This is a genomic window from Streptomyces sp. NBC_00440, assembly GCF_036014215.1.
Taxonomy (GTDB): Bacteria; Actinomycetota; Actinomycetes; order Streptomycetales; family Streptomycetaceae; genus Streptomyces.
In genome coordinates this window covers 6130225-6148241 of the sequence record NZ_CP107921.1, presented here as the reverse complement: position 1 = coordinate 6148241, position 18017 = coordinate 6130225, and the positions used below count along the sequence as shown (strand labels likewise).

Below are 18017 nucleotides of genomic sequence, written 5' to 3'. Positions count from 1 at the left end.
GAGTTGTCCGGGCGGTCGGGCCGTCGGTACCCCTCCGCCGCGGCGCGGGCGCTTCACCAGGAGCGCCGCAGCTCCGCGAAGGCCTCGTGGAAGCCGGGGAAGGTCTTCCGTACACAGCCGGGGTCGTCGAAGGTGATGCCGGGCGTGCGCAGGCCGGTGACCGCGAACGACATCACGATGCGGTGGTCGCCGTGCGTACGGATCCGGGCGGGCCGCGGCGTGCCCGGCCGGATCTCGATCCAGTCGGGTCCGGTGGCGGCCTCGATGCCGAGCGCGCGGAGGTTCTCCGCGCACGCCTCCAGCCGGTCGCACTCCTTCACCCGGGTGTTGCCGACGTCCTCGATCCGGACCGGCCCGGACGCGTAGGGGGCGATCGCGGCCAGGGTCGGCATGGTGTCGGAGATGTCACGCATGTTCACGGTGAGCCCGCCGAGCGTGCCGGGCCCGGTGACCGTGGTGCCGCTCGCGGTCGTACGGACGTCGGCGCCCATCCGGCCGAGCACCTCGACGAAGCGCAGATCGCCCTGGAGCGCGCCCGCGCCGAGGCCGGGCACGGTCACCGTGTGTCCGGTGACGGCGGCCGCGGCGAAGAAATAGCTGGCTGTGGAGGCGTCGGGCTCGATGGCGTACTCGGTGGCGCGGTAGCCGCCGGCCGGCACCGTGAACACGTTTCCCTCCCGGGCCACCGTGACGCCGAAGTCACGCATCATCGCGAGCGTGATGTCGATGTACGGGGCGGAGACGAGGTCCGTGACGGTGATGCGCAGCCCCGTCCGGGTGAGCGGGCCGAGCATCAGCAGCGCGGTGAGGTACTGCGACGACTGGCCCGCGTCCAGGGTCAGTTCGCCGCCTTCGATGCCGCGGGCCACGATCCGCAGCGGGTGGTGGCCCTCCGCCCCGTCGTGGCGGAGGTCGACGCCCAGCTCCTGGAGTGCGCGGGTGAGCGGGGCGAGCGGGCGGCGGCGCATCTGTTCCGACGCGTCGAAGCGGTACGTGCCTCCCCCTGCGCCCGAAGGGCCGGATATGTGCCCCCGGCCGGCGGCGGCGAGGGCGGGCAGGAAGCGGGCCGTGGTGGCGCCGTCCCGGCAGTAGACATCGGCGTCGGCGGCTCCGGGCCCGGCCGGGCGGCCCTCGACGCGCCAGGCGTCCGGACCGCGCTCCACCGCGTATCCGAGCCGGGTCAGGCCCTCGGCGAACCCCTCGGTGTCGTCGGAGACGAGGGGGCGCAGGAGCGTGGTGGTGCCGTCGGCCGCGGCGGCCAGGAACAGGGCGCGGGCGGTCACGGACTTGGAGCCGGGGATCTGGGTCACGGTCACGTGCGGACATTCTGCCGTGCGCACGTGACCGGGGTGGGGGCGGTCCACGATCCGGCCGTGGACCGCCCCGGCGCCCCTCACGGGCGCGGTGTGCCGCCCGGTTCAGCGGATGCGGCGGTGGACGTTGTCCGCGGTGGAGGGTCCCGGGGCCGCGTCGGCGATCCAGGGCCCTTCGCCCGAGGCGTCGACGATGCCCTGTTCCAGCCAGGTGTACGTCCCGGAGAGGACACCGGACACGACCTTGCGGTCCAGTTCGTCGGTGTTCGCCCAGAGCCGGCCGAAGAGCTCGTCGACGCGGATACGGGCCTGCTGACAGAAGGCGTCGGCCAGTTGGTACGCCTCCCGGCCGTGGTCGTCCGACGAGCGCAGCAGTTCGGCGCGTACGCACGCGGCGCTCATCGCGAAGAGCTCGGCGCCGATGTCGACGATGCGGCCCAGGAATCCCTGCTTCGTCTCCATCTTCCCCTGCCAGCGCGACATGGCGTAGAAGGTCGAGCGGGCCAGCTTCCGGGCGGAGCGCTCGACGTACCGCAGCTGGGCGGAGAGGTCAGGGTGCCCGTACGGATGGAACGCCGCGTAGCTGCCGGGCAGTTGTCCGGGGCCGGCGACGAGCTTCGGCAGCCAGCGGGCGTAGAACGCGGTGGCCTGCGCCCCCGCCTTCGCCTTGTCCTGCAGGGTGGTGTCGGGGTCGATCAGACCACCGGCGACGGAGAGATGGGCGTCGACGGCCTCCCGGGCGATCAGCAGGTGCATGATCTCCGTCGAGCCCTCGAAGATCCGGTTGATGCGCATGTCCCTGAGCATCTGCTCGGCGGGCACCGGCCGTTCGCCGCGGGCCGCCAGGGAGTCGGCCGTCTCGAAGCCGCGGCCGCCGCGGATCTGGACGAGTTCGTCGGCGATCAGCCAGCCCATCTCGGACCCGTACAGCTTGGCGAGCGCCGCCTCGATCCGGATGTCGTTGCGGTCCTCGTCGGCCATCTGGGAAGAGAGGTCCACGACCGCTTCGAGCGCGAAGGTGGTCGCGGCGATGAAGGAGATCTTGGCGCCGACGGCTTCGTGACGGCCGACGGGCCTGCCCCACTGCTCCCGCTCGCACGACCACTCGCGGGCGATTTTCAGACACCACTTGCCGGCGCCGACACACATCGCGGGCAGCGAGAGCCGACCGGTGTTGAGGGTGGTGAGGGCGATCTTGAGGCCGGCGCCCTCGGGTCCGATCCGATTCGCCGCCGGGACGCGGACCTGGTGGAAGCGGGTGACGCCGTTCTCCAGGCCGCGCAGCCCCATGAAGGCGTTGCGGTTCTCGACGGTGATGCCCGGCGAGTCGGCCTCGACGATGAAGGCGGTGATGCCGCCCTTGCTCTCCGCCGTCCTGGGCACCCGCGCCATCACGACGAGCAGGTCCGCGACGACGCCGTTGGTCGTCCAGAGCTTCACGCCGTCGAGGACGTACGAGTCACCCTCCCGGACCGCCGATGTGGCCAGCCGGGCAGGGTCGGAGCCGACGTCCGGCTCGGTGAGCAGGAAGGCCGAGATGTCGGTGCGGGCCAGCCGGGGCAGGAAGGTGTCCTTCTGCTCCTGGGTGCCGAACTGCTTCAGCGGCTGCGGGACCCCGATCGACTGGTGGGCCGAGAGCAGCGCGCCGACGGCCGGGCTGGCCGAACCGACAAGCGAGAGCGCCCTGTTGTAGTACACCTGGGTGAGGCCGAGGCCGCCGTACCTGGTGTCGATCTTCATGCCGAGCGCGCCGAGTTCCTTGAGCCCGTTGACCGTCTCGTCGGGGATCCGGGCCTCGCGCTCGATCAGCGCGCCGTCGATCCCGGTCTCGCAGAAGGCGCGCAGCTTCGCGAGGAAGGCCTCGCCGCGCCGGGCGTCCTCGGCGTCGGGCAGGGGATGCGGATGGATCAGATCGAGCCGGAAGCGGCCGAGGAACAGCTCCTTGGCGAAGCTCGGTTTCCGCCAGTCCTGTTCACGGGCGGCCTCGGCGACCTGGCGCGCCTCGCGCTCGGTGACCCTGGGCTTGTCGAGTGGTGCGGTCATGAGGGGTACTCCTCACCGCGGATGTCGGGTGGACACACCTGCCCGCAACGAGGCGGTGCTAGTCGTCGCTACTCTCCGTGTGTACCCCATTACCCGCACCACGGCCACCCCTCGCGTGCGTGAGGGGTGGCCGGCCGGGGGCGAGTGCGTCCGATCGGGTCGGATCGGTTCCGCCGGTCCGGATCAGCTCCGTGGGCCGATCCGGATCAGTCCGCCCGGTTCAGAGGGCGAGGCCCGTTCAGAGGGCGAGGCCCGTGAAGACCATGACCCGCTCGTAGGTGTAGTCCTCCATCGCGAAGCGCACGCCCTCACGGCCGACGCCGGACTGCTTGGCGCCGCCGTACGGCATCTGGTCCGCGCGGTACGAGGGCACGTCACCGACGATCACACCGCCGACCTCCAGAGCGCTGTGGGCGCGGAACGCCGTCTGCACGTCGTGCGTGAACACGCCCGCCTGCAGGCCGTACTTCGAGTCGTTGACGGCGGCGAACGCCTCCGCCTCGCCCTCGACCCTGGTGAGCGTCAGGACCGGGCCGAAGATCTCCTCGCAGGCGACCGTGGTGTCCGCGGGGACGTCGGCGAGCACGGTCGGCGCATAGCTGGCGCCGTCCCTGGAGCCGCCCGCGAGCAGCTTGGCGCCCGCCTGTACCGCCTCGTCGACCCAGGACTCGACCCGCCTGGCCGCGTCCTCGCTGACCAGCGGGCCGACGTCGGTGGCCGCGTCGGCGGGGTCGCCGGTGGCCTGCTGGGCGACGGCGTCGACGATCTTCGGGACGAGCCGGTCGTACACCGAGGCGTCGGCGATCACACGCTGGACCGAGATGCAGGACTGGCCGCCCTGGTAGTTCGAGAAGGTCGCGATGCGCGCGGCGGCCCAGTCGAGGTCCTTCTCGGACGCGTAGTCGGCGAGGACCACGGCAGCGCCGTTCCCGCCGAGCTCCAGGGTGATGTGCTTGCGCGGGACCGAGTCCATGATCGCGAAGCCGACCTTGTCGGAGCCGGTGAAGGAGATGACCGGGAGCCGCTCGTCCTGGACGAGGGCGGGCATCTTGTCGTTGGCGACCGGCAGGACCGACCAGGAGCCCGCGGGCAGCTCGGTCTCGGCCAGCAGCTCGCCGAGGATGAGACCCGAGAGCGGGGTCGCCGGGGCGGGCTTGAGGATGATCGGCGCGCCGACCGCGATGGCGGGGGCGATCTTGTGGGCGCAGAGGTTCAGCGGGAAGTTGAACGGCGCGACACCCAGGACCGCGCCGCGCGGGAAGCGGCGCGTCAGCGCGAGGCGGCCGGCGCCGCCCGCGTCGGTGTCGAGGCGCTGCGCCTCGCCGCCGTTGTAGCGGCGGGCCTCCTCGGCGGCGAACCGGAACACCGATACGGCGCGGCCGACTTCGCCGCGGGCCCACTTGATGGGCTTGCCGTTCTCGGCGGTGATCAGCTGCGCGATCTCCTCCGTGCGCTCGACCAGACGGCGGGAGACGTGGTCCAGGGCGGCGGCGCGGACGTGGGCGGGCGTCGCGGCGAACTCGTCCCGGACGGCGTGCGCGGCGGCGACGGCCTCCTCGACCTGGGCGTCGGTCGGGACGGCGACCGTACCGACGTGCCGGCCGTCCCAGGGGGAGGTGACATCGAAGGTGTCATCGCCGGTGGCCTGGCGGCCGGCGAGCCAGAAGGCGTGGGTGGAGGTCATGTGTTCCGGCCCTTCCGTGGTGTTGGTTGGTGTCCCCACGGTAGGGGTGCGGGGGCGGCGCTGTGTTTGTCCGGCGTGGAGTAGTGCCGGCCTCCGGTGTGCCGGAATGTCTGACGCTGAGCGGCGCGTTCCGGGCGGCGCCCCGGCGCACGACAGGGCGCGCTCCGGGAGCCGCCCCCGTACCGCAAACAGCGCGCGCTCCGGGCGCCGGTCCAGCCGCCCGTCCGGCAAGCCCGTGCGCCGCCCGGCCGCCCGTCTCAGGGCATGCTCGTGGCCTTCAGCGCCAGCCAGAGCTCCATCCGTACGTCCGGATCGTCCAGCGACCGCCCCAGGATCTCCTCCACCCGCCGCATCCGGTACCGCAGCGTGTGCCGGTGCACCCCCAGGTCCGCGGCGGCCGCGTCCCACTGGCCGTGGTGCGCGAGCCAGGCGCGCAGGGACGCCACGAGGTCGCCGCGGCCGGTCGCGTCGTGCTCGTGCAGCGGGCGCAGCATCCCGTCGGCGAAGGCCCGTACCGCGTCGTCGGCGAGCAGCGGCACCACGGATCCGGTGGCCAGTTCCTCGTGTTCGACCAGGACCCGGCCACGCCGGCGGGCGACCGAGAGCGCCTGTTCGGCCTGGCGGTACGCGGAGGCGGCGGCGATCGTGCCGGCCGGGGCGGACTGCCCGATGACGACCTGGTCGTCGTCGGCCGCGGAGCCCGCGGCGCCCGCGGGGTGCAGGGCCTCCGCCTGGGCCTGGCCGGCTTCGATCCGCTGGGCGTAGGCCGTGCAGGCCGTGACCGCGGCCCCGCCGTCGGTGGCGAGCACGACGAGACGCTCACCCTCGGGCACGACGAGCACCATCTCGCCCGCGCGGGAGGCACCGGCCTCCAGCGACTCGGCCAGTTCCTGGAGCGCGCCGGACGTGCCCTCGGCGATGAGCAGCCGGTACGGGGCGTCGAGCAGACCGTTGTAGAGGTCCCCCGCGACCGTGCGCGCGTGGTCGGGCTCCCCCGCGAGCAGCATCCGCAGCACGGCCGCGCCCAGCCGGTCCTCGGCCGCCCGCAGGGACCGGGAGCGTTCGGTGGTCAGGGTGAGCAGGGCGATGGCCGAGTGCACCGCGTACCGCTCGGCGGTGCCCAGCGGGGCGCCCGTGCCGACGGCCAGCGCGCCGTGCGGGCGGCGGCCGGTGCCGAGGGACTGGAGTTCCACGCGGTCGTCGGAACCGCCGACGACGGCGCTCGCGGGCGCCGGGCGCTCGCCGAGCCTGGCGACGTCCGATGTGAGCCGTGCGGCGCGGCGGGCGGCCCACTCGGGGGCGACGGCCACGACGGTGCCGGCCGCGTCGTACAGGGCGGCCCAGCCGTTGACGTGCGACGCGAGCCGCACCAGCAGGTCACCGGGGCCGTCGCCGCTCAGCGCGGCCCGGGTCAGCTCGCGCTGGGCCTCGAAACCCGCGGTGACCGAGCGGTACTGGTCGGCGGCGATGGCGGCCGACACCGCCTTGCTGATGGCCAGGAACGGCGTGCGCCGGGGCACCTCCAGGAGCGGCAGGCCCTCCTCCTCGGCAGCGGCGACCAGCATGGGCGGGATGTCCTCGTAGTGGACGCCGACGGCGAACCCGAGCCCGACGACTCCGGCCTTGGCGAGCCGCCGCACGTACCGCCGCATCGCCTCCTGGTCCCCGGTGTCCAGCGTCATCGCGGTGATGAGGAGGAGCTCGCCGCCCTCCATGTACGGGACGGGGTCGGCCAATTCGCTGACGTGGGCCCAGCGCACCGGCGTCTCCAGATGGCCCTCCCCCGCACGCACGGTGAGCTTGAGCGTGGAGTGGTGGACGAGCGAGGCAAGGGTGGGCGGCATGGGGGGACCGTAGGACCTTCGGCTGAAGAATGAGTGAGAACTACGCCGCCCCGTATGAACGGCTACACCAATTCTGCCAGGGCGTACGGGTCCCCGCGCCGGATCAGCCCCGCAGATCCACCAGAAGGGGCGGCGCGTGCTCGCCGCGCACCGTCCTCAGCGAGAGCACCGCGTGGCCCGCGGGCACCGAATGGGCCAGGTCGGAGGCCGACCAGCGCTCCCGTTCGACCCTCCGTACGGTGACCGCGTCCGTCGTCACCGCCTTTCCTGTGACGAGTTTGCGGAAGGAGTGGATCGCCCGGGTCAGCGGCTGGTCGGCGAAGACCGTGCGCTGAGTGACGTCCCTGGTCTCCACCCATTCGGTGCCCCAGGCCTCGGCGAAGGACCTGCCCTCCCAGGTGGTCACCCCGGAGAACGCCATCCGGCAGCCGACCGCGCCGAGCAGCGCGGTGTGCAGGTCGTCCGGGACGTCGCTCAGGCTGCGCAGGGCGAGGACGGCTCCGGCGTGCGCGGAGCGCAGCCGCTGGATGGAGCGGACCGAGTCCGCCGTGACGGTGCGGGTGGCGTCGTCGAGGACGAGGCAGGCGAAGAGCGAGCGGTCGGCGCGGGCCGCCGCGCTCGCGGTGAACTGGGCGAGGACGAGCCGGGCGAGGACCCGGGACGCCTCCGCGTGCGCCCGTTCCGGGAGGTCGATCCGGACCCGTACGGGGTGTTCGAGCGAGCGCAGCGAGAAGGGCCTCGACGTACCCGAGGTGTCGAAGAACCCCGCGAAGGCCGGCCGGTCGAGGGAGGCGACACGGTCGGCGAGCGCCGGGCCCGGGTCGCCCGGCGCCCCGGACTGCCGTGCGCGGGCGTCGAGTTCGCGCTGCAGGCCGAAGTGGCCGCCCGCGTCGAGCGCCTCGCGCAGGGTGGCCAGCGCGGCCGGCACCCCGTCGAGGAGTTCCCGCAGGTCGGGCACCGACGGGAAGCGGCCGTGGGCCGCCAGGTAGGGGCCGAGCAGCTGGGCGAGCGCGGTGGCCGCGCGCCGGCTGTCGACCTCGGGGAGGTCGCCGGTGAACGCCTCGGCGAGTACGGCGGCGGCCTCGTCGGGGTCGGTCGCACCGCCGTAGAGGTCGAAGTCATGGACGGACGAGGGGTCGCCGGGTTTGACCACGACGTCGTACGCGTCGTCGGGACCGAGCTGGGTGCCCGCCGCCGCCACCGCGATGACGGCGGCCTGGCCCGCGAGTGCCTGGAGGGCGAGGGACTCCACCACGGGCCGCACCAGGTCGCAGGTCTTGCCCGCGCCGGGCGGGCCGACGGCCAGCAGCGAGGTGCCGAGCAGTTCCGGTTCGAGCGCGAGACCGCTGCCGCGCCTGGCGTACGGGTTGCGCTCGCCGGGGTCGACCGTGCCGAGCCTGACCTGGCGCACGAACAGGTCGTGCCGCGCCGCGCGCACCGGCAGGTCGCGGGCGCCCGAGGGGTGCACGCACGCGGCGGCGCCGCTCCGGCGCACCGCTTCGGTGAAGGACCCGAGCCGGCCCGGGTCCGCCTGGACGGAGCGCCAGGCGCGCCGGACCCGGGTGTAGTCGACGTCGTTCATCCGCCCGGAGCGCACCTCGTCGGAGAGCCGGTCGGCGAGTTCGGTCAGCCCCTGGGCGCGCAGCTCGGGCCAGTCGGCGAGCGCGGGGGCCGAGGGGTCCTGGGCCGCTGTCCGACCGGTGTCCGCCGGCGCGTGCTCCTGCGGTGTGCGCTGCTGCGGCAGCTGTCCCGGGCGCAGCAGGGTGCGCCAGCGGCCGAGCCGGGCGAACGGCCAGACGACGGCCAGGGTGATCAGTCCGTACAGCGTGTACTGCATGGCGGCCGCCGCGAAGCGGTCGCCGCCACCGGCCAGCCAGGACTGCGGGAGCAGCCAGACGATCATGGTGAGCCCGGGCAGAGTGTCCGTCCAGACGAGAATGCAGACGAGGAGGGCGAGGGCGGCGGCGGCCGTCGCACGGGCACGCGGGCCGCGACCCTCGACGGCGCGCTCGAAGGCCCCGTGCCAGTTCCCGAGCCGACCGAAGCCGTAGAGGAGCACACACGCGATCAGAAAGCGGTAGACCCTCAGCGCGTTCTCGGCGCCCTGCGGAGCCGGTTCGCCCATCCGCTGGCGGCTCCACCAGTCCCCCGGTGTGAACAGTTCCAGCGGGACGCGCCAGTAGGGGATGTAGCCGTTGTTCCAGAGCGACCAGACCAGGATGCAGGCGAGCAGCGAGATGACCGCCCCGCTGAGCAGCGTGCGGCCGGGTACGTGCTGGGACTCCGGGGGGCGCTCGACATGGCCGTACGCCCAGACGCCCGGCCCTTCCCGGTGGCGCGGGGCCGCCAGCCAGTCGGTGAGCACCGGTCCTGTCGCAGGTGCGTAGCTGGGCGGTGGCGGGACGGCCGGCGGCCCGGCAGGGCGCGGCACGGGACCGGCCCCCCGGGTGCCGCGTGCGTCGTACGTACCTTCGGTGTCCATGACCCCTGCCCCCTGACCAGCCAGGTCTGCCCTGTGCGGTGCGCCTCGGTATCGCGCCTCAATCTAGTGCCACGTGCCCGCTACCGGGTGTCATCACGCTGCTATGTCCGTCGCGGACAACGACACACCCGGACCACTACCGAACGGAGCATGCCGCCCTCCGGGACGCACCCCTAGCCTGCTTGAGAGGAAGCGTCCGATTTCGTCCCACAGGAGTCCCCCATGACCGCTGTTCCGCAGGAGCGCCGCGTCGTCACCGCCATCCCCGGCCCGAAGTCGCAGGAGCTGCAGGCCCGTCGCAATGCGACGGTCGCCGCGGGTGTCGGCTCCGTGCTGCCGGTCTTCACGACCCGCGCGGGCGGCGGCATCATCGAGGACGTCGACGGCAACCGACTCATCGACTTCGGTTCCGGCATCGCCGTGACCTCCGTGGGCGCGTCCGCCGAGGCCGTCGTGCGCCGGGCGTCCGCGCAGCTCGCCGAGTTCACCCACAGCTGTTTCATGGTGACCCCGTACGAGGGGTACGTCGAGGTCTGTGAGGCGCTCGCCGAGCTGACGCCGGGCGACCACGCCAAGAAGTCGGCGCTCTTCAACTCCGGCGCCGAGGCCGTCGAGAACGCCGTGAAGATCGCCCGTGCGTACACCAAGCGCCAGGCCGTCGTGGTCTTCGACCACGGCTACCACGGCCGCACCAACCTCACGATGGCGCTGACCTCGAAGAACATGCCGTACAAGAACGGCTTCGGCCCGTTCGCGCCCGAGGTCTACCGGGTGCCCGTGGCGTACGGCTACCGCTGGCCGAGCGGCCCGGAGAACGCCGGTGCCGAGGCCTCCGCCCAGGCCATCGACATGATCAACAAGCAGATCGGCGCGGACAACGTCGCCGCGATCATCATCGAGCCGGTCCTCGGCGAGGGCGGCTTCATTGAGCCCGCCAAGGGCTTCCTGCCCGCCGTCGCGCAGTTCGCCAAGGACAACGGCATCGTCTTCGTGGCGGACGAGATCCAGTCCGGCTTCTGCCGCACCGGCCAGTGGTTCGCGTGTGAGGACGAGGGCATCGTCCCCGACCTGATCACCACCGCCAAGGGCATCGCGGGCGGTCTGCCGCTCTCCGCGGTGACCGGCCGCGCCGAGATCATGGACGCCGCGCACTCCGGCGGTCTCGGCGGTACATACGGCGGCAACCCGGTCGCCTGCGCCGGCGCGCTCGGCTCGATCGAGACGATGAAGGAGCTGGACCTCAACGCGAAGGCCCGGCGCATCGAGGAGATCATGAAGGCACGGCTGACGGCCGTCCAGGAGAAGTACGACATCGTCGGCGACATCCGGGGCCGTGGCGCGATGATCGCGGTCGAGCTGGTCAAGTCGGGCACGAAGGACCCCAACCCGGAGGCGACCGCCGCTCTGGCCAAGGCTTGCCACGCGGTGGGTCTGCTGGTCCTGACCTGCGGCACCTACGGCAACGTGCTGCGTTTCCTGCCCCCGCTGGTCATCGGCGAGGACCTGCTGAACGAGGGCCTGGACCTGCTGGAGCAGGCCTTCGCGGGCGTGTGACCTCCAGTAACGGTCGGGGCATGTGAAGAACGTGTGGGGGGGCGATGGCGGGATGCGATTCCAGCTGTCGGCCCCCTTTTCCCTGCCGTACGGTTCTGACAGATGAGAGAAACACCTCGCTCACGGATGACTGTGAGCGATCCCAGGCAAGGGCCTCCCCAGCTCGCGCCTGGTTGTGCCTTCGCGCACACCACCGGAGCTTCGGGCTCCGGGTCTCCTCACCGATCGGATGGCCGCCCGCCCCACACCCCCCGGGGCGCGCGGCACACCGGTCCAGGCGGCCGCCCCGGAACTACCCCCCCTGTTCCCGGGCGGCCGGCTACTCTCTCCCGGCTGCGACGCGTGCTGTTCTCCGCGCTCGGCTGCGTTCTCCTCTTCGCACTCATCACCTGGCAGGTCATGGCCCGCGGGCCGCTGCTGCGGCTGGATGTGCGCGTCGACCACCACATCGTCGGCACGGGCCCCGGATGGCTCAGCGGCGGACTCTCCGACCTGGGCAACACCGAGGTGGCCCTGCCGGTCCTGGTGCTGGCGATGGCGTACGCCCTGTGGCGGGGCAGCAGAAGGGACGTCCTGGTGGCCGCCCTGGCGATGGCCTCGGTGCCGGCCCTGGTGGTACCGCTGAAGCTCTGGACGGCACGGTCGGGGCCGCTCGACCCGTCCACCGGGTACTTCCCCTCGGGCCACTCGGCCACCGCGATGGTGGCGTACGGAGGGGCCGCGCTGCTCCTCATGCCGTACGTCCGGCGGAACTGGCCGGTGCCCGTCGCCGTAATCCTGACGGTGGCGACGGGCACCGGTCTTCTCCTGCACGGCTACCACTGGCCTCTCGACGTGCTGGCGAGCTGGCTGCTGTGCGGGGCCCTGCTGCTGGTCACTGCCAGCTGTATGCGTCGAAGTTCTTCGCAAACTCCTGATTGTTGAACAGGTCCCAGTTGACGGACCAGGCCATCAGCCCGCGCAGGCCCGGCCAGCTGCCGTGGGGGGTGTAGGAGCCGCAGCCGGTCTTCTTCGTCAGACAGTTGAGCGCCGCGTCCACATCGGCAGTCGAGGTGAAGCCGTTGCCCGCGTTCACCGAGGCCGGCAGGCCGATGGCCACCTGGTCGGGTCGGAGCGGGGCGAACATCTTCGTGGTGTCGCCCGCGACCGGGAAGCCGGTGAGCAGCATGTCCGTCATGGCGATGTGGAAATCGGCGCCGCCCATGGTGTGGTACTGGTTGTCGAGGCCCATGATCGGGCCCGAGTTGTAGTCCTGGACGTGCAGCAGCGTCAGGTCGTCGCGCAGGGCGTTGATCACCGGCAGATAGGCGCCGGCGCGCGGGTCCTGGCCGCCGAACGGGCCCGATCCGTAGAACTGGTACCCGAGCTGCACGAAGAAGGTCTCCGGCGCCATCGTCAGTACGAACGTGTCGCCGTACTTGGCCTTGAGCGTCTTCAGCGCGGAGATCAGATTGACGACGACCGGGGTGGTGGGGTTCCGGAAGTCCGTGTCGCCGGTGTCCAGGGAGAGCGAGTGGCCCTCGAAGTCGATGTCCAGGCCGTCCAGTCCGTACTCGTCGATGATCTTCGAGACGGAGGCGACGAAGGCGTCGCGGGCCGCCGTGGTGGTGAGCTGCACCTGGCCGTTCTGGCCGCCGATGGAGATCAGCACCTTCTTGCCGGCCGCCTGTTTGGCCTTGATCTCGGCCTTGAACTCGTCGGCCGACTCGACACCGGGACACTCACTGACCGGGCACAGGTTGAAGCGGATGTCGCCGGACGTGGGGGACGTCGGCTCGCCGAAGGCCAGGTCGATCACATCCCAGGAGTCGGGTACGTCGGCCAGCTTCGTGTAGCCGGAACCGTTGGCGAAGCTGGAGTGCAGATAGCCGACCAGGGCGTGCGCGGGCAGGCCGGCGGCCGCCGCTCCGGGGCCGGCGGCCTGGGAGGTCTGCGCCGTACCGGCGAGTGCGCTCAGCGCGAGTGCGGCCGTGGCGAGCATGGCTGAGCCGAGTCTTGGGCGTTTCACAACTGCCTCCGGACATGGGGGGATTGAGGTGCGAAGCGCGCCCAACATGGTCCAGACCAATTGGACTGTCAAGGCTTCACACACCCGCCGGCGGTGGTTCAGACCAGTCCGTCACCAATGTCGCCCGCCCGGAGCGCGGCGGCCTCGTGCATCGCCATCTCCAGCAGCGCCGGATCGGTGAGCGTCCCCTCGGCGTCCGGCGGGACGAGCCAGCGCACCCCGCCGGACGCCCGGCCGGGCTGCGGCACCACGATCCAGGTGCCGTTGCCGACGCCCCGCACGCCGGTGCCGATCCAGCGCGCGGCCGTTCCCGGCGGCACGAAGAAGCCCATGCTGGACTCCCCGAAATCCGCCAGCACCGGTCCCGGCCGGTCGATGAGACGGGACAGCACGTCCAGGGTCGGATAACCCAGCTCCCCGGGAACGATGAGCACATCCCAGCGCACCCCGGCGGGCAGGAGCGCCACCCCGTGCGGGTCGCGCTCCCACGCCCGCCGGCACGCGCCGGGATCCGGCGCCACCGAAGCGAGCCACTCCACTGCGGTCCTTGCCCCCGAGCCAGCCATCGCCCGGCCTCCATTCGTGTACGCGCGGTTTCCTGCGTGCACGGGGAGAGAGCGGGGGCGGGGCACTTCATGACGCGGGTTCGGACAATCAATCGCAGTGAACTGGGTCACAGTCCGGGCGGTCGGGCCGGGGCCGTGGGACCGGCCGGATCAGGAGTCGAATCCGAGGCCGAGCCGGTCCATCGACTTGAGCCAGAGATTGCGCCGGCCGCCGTTCTCGTCAGCCCGCGCCAGCGACCACTTCGTCAGCCCGATCCCCGCCCAGGCGAACGGCTCGGGCGGGAACGGCAGCGGCTTGCTCCGCACCATCTCCAGACGGGTGCGCTCCGTCTCGGCCCCCGAGAGGAGGTCGAGCATCACATCGCCGCCGAACCGGGTGGCTCCGACACCGAGACCGGTGAAGCCCGCCGCATAGGCGACACGGCCGCCGTGCGCCGTACCGAAGAAGGCCGAGAACCGCGAGCAGGTGTCGATCGCGCCGCCCCACGCATGGCTGAAGCGGACCCCTTCGAGCTGCGGGAAGCAGGTGAAGAAGTGCTCGGCGAGGGTCAGATAGGTGGCAGGGCGCTGGTCGAGTTCGGCGCTCAGCCTGCCGCCGTACGGATAGATCGCGTCGTAGCCGCCCCACAGGATGCGGTGGTCGGCGGTCAGCCGGAAGTAGTGGAACTGGTTGGCGCTGTCGCCGAGCCCCTGCCTGCCCCGCCAGCCGATCGACGCCAGCTGCTCGTCGGAGAGCGGCTCGGTCATCAGCGCGTAGTCGTAGACCGGGACGGTGTACGGGCGTACCCGCTTGACCAGCGAGGGGAAGATGTTCGTACCCAGCGCCACCTGCCCGGCGAAGACCCTGCCGTACGGGGTACGGACGGCCATCCCCGGTCCTGAGCGCACCAGGTCGAGACCTCGGGTGCGCTCGTACATCCGGACGCCGAGGTCCGCGCAGGCCCGCTTGAGCCCCCAGGCCAGCTTGGCCGGATGCAGCATCGCGACGCCGCGCCGGTCCCAGAGCCCGGCGAGGAAGGTCGGGGAGTCCACTTCGGCCCGCAGGGCGTCCTGGTCGAGGAACTCCAGTCCCTCGAAGCCGAGTTCGGCGGTCTCCCGGTGCCAGTCGCGCAGCTCGTCGGCCTGGTGCGGCCGGGTGGCGACGTCGATCTCGCCGGTGCGCTCGAAGTCGCAGTCGATCCCGTACCGGGCGACGGCGTCCTCGATAGCGTCGAGGTTGCGTGCGCCCAGCTGCTCCAGTTGCTTGATCTCGCCGGGCCAGCGTTCGAGACCGTTGGCCAGACCGTGGGTCAGCGATGCGGCGCAGAAGCCGCCGTTGCGGCCCGAGGCGGCCCAGCCCACCTCGTGGCCCTCGATGAGGACCACGTCGAGGCCGGGGTCGCGCTCCTTCGCGAGGAGTGCGGTCCACAGACCGCTGTAGCCGCCCCCCACCACGAGGAGGTCGCAGCTGACGTCCCCGGTGAGGGCCGGCAGGACGGCGGGCTTGCCGGGGTCCTCCAGCCAGAACGACACCGGCTCGGCGTCGGCGAGCGATGCGGCAAGGGCACGGGTCATGGCAGCTGGGGCCATGGGTTCCACTCCTTCGGGTCCTGCTCGGTGCGGGTCCTGCTCAGCACGCTGTGCTGTTCAGTGCGCTGTGCTGTTCTTCCGGCGGTTGCTGATGAGCTGGCCGCCGAGTACCACCAGCACCGCGATGACGAACATCGCCGTGCCGATGACGTTGATCTGTACAGGGGTACCGCGCTGCGCCGATCCCCAGACGTACATGGGGAAGGTCACGGTCGACCCCGCATTGAAGTTGGTGATGATGAAGTCGTCGAAGGACAGCGAGAAGGCGAGCAGCGCGCCCGCCGCGATCCCGGGTGACACGATCGGCAGGGTGACCCGCAGGAAGGTCTGCACCGGGCTCGCGTAGAGGTCGCGCGCGGCTTCTTCCAGCCGCGGGTCCATGGACATCACCCGGGCCTTGACGGCCGTGACCACGAAGCTCAGGCAGAACATGATGTGCGCGATGAGGATGGTCCAGAAGCCCAGCTGGGCACCCATGTTGAGGAACAGGGTGAGCAACGAGGCGGCCATCACGACCTCGGGCATGGCCATCGGCAGGAAGATCAGCGAGTTGATCGCGCCGCGCGCCCGGAACCGGTAGCGGACCAGCGCGAAGGCGATCATCGTGCCGAGCACGGTGGAGCCGATCGTGGCCCAGACGGCGATCTCCAGCGAGAGATTCAGCGAGCCGCAGATGTCGGCGACCCCGCAGGGGTCCTTCCAGGCGTCCAGCGAGAACCGCTGCCAGCTGATGTTGAAGCGCCCGTTGGGCTTGTTGAAGGAGAAGACCATCACGACGACGTTGGGCAGGATCAGATACGCGAGGGTGATCAGCCCGGCGACGGTGATGAGATTGCGGCGCAGCCACCGCGTGGAGTTCCTCAGCATCAGACCAGGTCCTCCGTGCCGGCTCGGCGGATGTAGACGGTGACCATGATCAGCACGATCGCCATGAGGATGAAGGAGAGCGCGGCCGCCGTCGGATAGTCGAGCACCCGCAGGAACTGCGACTGGATGACGCTGCCGACCATCTTGGTGTCGGTCGAGCCGAGCAGTTCGGAGTTGACGTAGTCACCGGCGGCCGGGATGAAGGTGAGCAGGGTGCCGGAGACGACGCCCGGCATGGAGAGCGGGAAGGTCACCTTGCGGAAGGTGGTGGCCGGGGTGGCGTAGAGGTCGCCCGCTGCTTCGTGCAGCCGTCCGTCGATCCGCTCCAGTGAGGTGTAGAGCGGCAGGATCATGAACGGCAGGAAGTTGTAGGTGAGTCCGCAGACCACGGCCATGGGGGTGGCCAGCACCCGGCTGCCGTCGGTCCAGCCGAGCCAGCTGGTCACGTCGAGGATGTGCAGGGTGTTCAGGACGCCCACGACCGGGCCGCCGTCGGCGAGGATCGTCTTCCAGGCGAGCGTGCGGATCAGGAAGCTGGTGAAGAACGGCGCGATGACCAGGATCAGCACCACATTGCGCCAGCGGCCCGCCTTGAAGGCGATGAGGTACGAGAGCGGGTAGCCGAGCAGCAGACAGAGGATCGTCGCCGTGCCCGCGTACAGCAGGGAGCGGATGAACTGCGGGTAGTACTCGTGCAGCGCGTCCCAGTACGTCTGGAAGTGCCAGGTGACCTGGAAGCCGTCCTCCAGCGAACCGGTCTGCACCGACGTCGACGCCTGGTAGATCATCGGCAGCGCGAAGAAGACCACCAGCCAGATGATGCCGGGCAGCAGCAGCCAGTACGGTACGAGCCGCTTGCGGACCGGGGGCTTGCGTACGGCGCCGGCCTCCTCCGCGGGGGCCTCGGCGAGCGGGGCCTCGGTGACGGTCACGCGGCCTCCTCCGTACCGGCGCCCGCCTTGCCGGCGTCGACCGCCTGGTCGGCGTCGAGGCCGAAGGAGTGCCCGGGGTTCCAGTGCAGGACGACGTCCGCGCCCGGCGAAAGACGGGAGTCGCGCTCGACGTTCTGTACGTAGACCTCAAGACCGGGGCAGACCGGGCTGTCGATGACGTACTGCGTGGAGACGCCGATGAAGCTGGAGTCCGCTATGCGTCCGCTGATGCGGTTGCGGCCGTCGGCTATCTCCGCCGCGTCGTCCGCGTGCACCAGGGCGATCTTCTCGGGCCGCACCCCGACGAGCAGCTTGTCACCGGCGCTGGTGGCGGCCTTGCACCGGTCGGCGGGCAGCCGGAGCTCGGCCCCCGACGCCAGGACGGTGATGTCGGCCCCTGCCTCGGCGACTTCGGCCTCGATGAGGTTCGAGGTGCCGAGGAAGTTCGCGACGAAGGTGGTGTTCGGATTCTCGTACAGCTCGGCGGGGGCGCCCAGTTGCTCGACCCGGCCGCCGTTCATCACCGCGACGGTGTCGGCCATGGTCATGGCCTCCTCCTGGTCGTGGGTGACATGGACGAAGGTGATGCCGACCTCGGTCTGGATGCGCTTGAGTTCCAGCTGCATCTGGCGGCGCAGCTTGAGGTCGAGAGCGCCGAGCGGCTCGTCGAGCAGCAGCACCTGCGGGTGGTTGATGAGCGCCCGTGCGACGGCGACGCGCTGCTGCTGGCCGCCGGAGAGCTGGTGCGGTTTGCGGTGCGCGAAGTCCCCGAGCTGGACGAGGTCGAGCATGTCGCCGACCTGCTTCTTGACGGACTTGATGCCGCGCCTGCGCAGCCCGAAGGCGATGTTCTCGGTCACGTCGAGGTGCGGGAAGAGCGCGTACGACTGGAAGACCGTGTTGACCGGGCGCTTGTACGGGGGCAGGTCGGTGACGTCCCGGTCGCCGAGCCGGACGATGCCGGTGGTCGGGTCCTCCAGGCCGGCGATCATCCGCAGGGTGGTGGTCTTCCCGCAGCCGGAGGCGCCGAGGAGCGCGAAGAAGGAGCCCTGCGGGACGGTCAGGTCCAGTGGGTGCACCGCGGTGAAGGACCCGTAGGTCTTGCTGATCCCGGCGAGGCGGACGTCGCCGCCTTCATTCGTCTGTGTCATGGAT

General features: G+C 71.3%; 12 protein-coding genes and 1 pseudogene. 2 read left to right on the top strand and 11 right to left on the bottom strand.

All coding sequences use genetic code 11. The annotated features are described in order from the left end of the window. Positions 1 to 53 precede the first annotated feature (53 nt). The 5 genes from aroA to OHB13_RS27670 all read right to left on the bottom strand — a co-directional run bounded on the left by aroA (position 54) and on the right by OHB13_RS27670 (position 9366). Positions 54 to 1316: a 3-phosphoshikimate 1-carboxyvinyltransferase gene (aroA, locus tag OHB13_RS27690; protein ID WP_328378844.1), complete on the bottom strand. Its 1263-nt coding sequence runs from the start codon at positions 1314 to 1316 to the stop codon at positions 54 to 56. 102 nt (positions 1317 to 1418) lie between these two features. After that, positions 1419 to 3356, bottom strand: a complete 1938-nt coding sequence (locus OHB13_RS27685) for an acyl-CoA dehydrogenase family protein (protein ID WP_328378843.1) — start codon at positions 3354 to 3356, stop codon at positions 1419 to 1421. A gap of 238 nt (positions 3357 to 3594) precedes the next feature. Further along, on the bottom strand, positions 3595 to 5040 hold the full coding sequence (locus tag OHB13_RS27680; RefSeq protein ID WP_266852447.1) for an aldehyde dehydrogenase family protein: 1446 nt from the start codon (positions 5038 to 5040) through the stop codon (positions 3595 to 3597). 257 nt (positions 5041 to 5297) lie between these two features. Next, a complete protein-coding gene (locus tag OHB13_RS27675) occupies positions 5298 to 6884 on the bottom strand; it encodes a PucR family transcriptional regulator (protein ID WP_328378842.1) in 1587 nt (528 codons plus the stop codon). 103 nt (positions 6885 to 6987) lie between these two features. Then, positions 6988 to 9366 (bottom strand): ATP/GTP-binding protein, encoded by a 2379-nt coding sequence (locus OHB13_RS27670; protein WP_328378841.1) that lies wholly within the window; start codon positions 9364 to 9366, stop codon positions 6988 to 6990. A gap of 222 nt (positions 9367 to 9588) precedes the next feature. Between OHB13_RS27670 and gabT the strand changes: the two genes are divergently transcribed. Further along, positions 9589 to 10920 (top strand): 4-aminobutyrate--2-oxoglutarate transaminase, encoded by a 1332-nt coding sequence (gabT, locus tag OHB13_RS27665; protein ID WP_266852453.1) that lies wholly within the window; start codon positions 9589 to 9591, stop codon positions 10918 to 10920. Positions 10921 to 11262: 342 nt separating this feature from the next. Further along, a complete protein-coding gene (locus OHB13_RS27660) occupies positions 11263 to 11844 on the top strand; it encodes a phosphatase PAP2 family protein (RefSeq protein ID WP_328378840.1) in 582 nt (193 codons plus the stop codon). Here OHB13_RS27660 and OHB13_RS27655 read toward each other — a convergent pair. The 6 genes and pseudogenes from OHB13_RS27655 to OHB13_RS27630 form a co-directional block, all read right to left on the bottom strand. After that, positions 11795 to 12814: pseudogene (locus OHB13_RS27655) on the bottom strand (chitinase); the annotation flags it as partial. The gene OHB13_RS27660 and the pseudogene OHB13_RS27655 overlap by 50 nt on opposite strands. Positions 12815 to 13026: 212 nt before the next feature. Further along, a complete protein-coding gene (locus tag OHB13_RS27650; protein ID WP_266852457.1) occupies positions 13027 to 13494 on the bottom strand; it encodes a hypothetical protein in 468 nt (155 codons plus the stop codon). A gap of 150 nt (positions 13495 to 13644) precedes the next feature. Further along, positions 13645 to 15063: an NAD(P)/FAD-dependent oxidoreductase gene (locus OHB13_RS27645; protein ID WP_328378839.1), complete on the bottom strand. Its 1419-nt coding sequence runs from the start codon at positions 15061 to 15063 to the stop codon at positions 13645 to 13647. A gap of 57 nt (positions 15064 to 15120) precedes the next feature. Continuing rightward, the gene (locus OHB13_RS27640) at positions 15121 to 15930 is read right to left on the bottom strand and encodes an ABC transporter permease (protein WP_266852461.1); all 810 of its coding nucleotides are present in this window, start codon (positions 15928 to 15930) and stop codon (positions 15121 to 15123) included. Continuing rightward, complete coding sequence (locus tag OHB13_RS27635; protein WP_266852463.1) at positions 15930 to 16862, bottom strand: ABC transporter permease; 933 nt, start codon at positions 16860 to 16862, stop codon at positions 15930 to 15932. Before OHB13_RS27635 ends, OHB13_RS27640 begins: the two co-directional genes overlap by 1 nt. Further along, positions 16859 to 18013 (bottom strand): ABC transporter ATP-binding protein, encoded by a 1155-nt coding sequence (locus OHB13_RS27630; RefSeq protein ID WP_328378838.1) that lies wholly within the window; start codon positions 18011 to 18013, stop codon positions 16859 to 16861. Before OHB13_RS27630 ends, OHB13_RS27635 begins: the two co-directional genes overlap by 4 nt. Positions 18014 to 18017: the final 4 nt, after the last annotated feature.

What these genes read in the sequence shown, in the direction of transcription:
- OHB13_RS27685 (WP_328378843.1), bottom strand. Translation starts at nt 3,356, where the DNA reads ATGACCGCACCACTCGACAAGCCCAGGGTCACCGAGCGCGAGGCGCGC.
- OHB13_RS27670 (WP_328378841.1), bottom strand. Translation starts at nt 9,366, where the DNA reads ATGGACACCGAAGGTACGTACGACGCACGCGGCACCCGGGGGGCCGGT.
- OHB13_RS27650 (WP_266852457.1), bottom strand. Translation starts at nt 13,494, where the DNA reads ATGGCTGGCTCGGGGGCAAGGACCGCAGTGGAGTGGCTCGCTTCGGTG.
- OHB13_RS27675 (WP_328378842.1), bottom strand. Translation starts at nt 6,884, where the DNA reads ATGCCGCCCACCCTTGCCTCGCTCGTCCACCACTCCACGCTCAAGCTC.
- OHB13_RS27640 (WP_266852461.1), bottom strand. Translation starts at nt 15,930, where the DNA reads ATGCTGAGGAACTCCACGCGGTGGCTGCGCCGCAATCTCATCACCGTC.
- OHB13_RS27645 (WP_328378839.1), bottom strand. Translation starts at nt 15,063, where the DNA reads ATGGCCCCAGCTGCCATGACCCGTGCCCTTGCCGCATCGCTCGCCGAC.
- OHB13_RS27630 (WP_328378838.1), bottom strand. Translation starts at nt 18,013, where the DNA reads ATGACACAGACGAATGAAGGCGGCGACGTCCGCCTCGCCGGGATCAGC.
- OHB13_RS27680 (WP_266852447.1), bottom strand. Translation starts at nt 5,040, where the DNA reads ATGACCTCCACCCACGCCTTCTGGCTCGCCGGCCGCCAGGCCACCGGC.
- gabT (WP_266852453.1), top strand. Translation starts at nt 9,589, where the DNA reads ATGACCGCTGTTCCGCAGGAGCGCCGCGTCGTCACCGCCATCCCCGGC.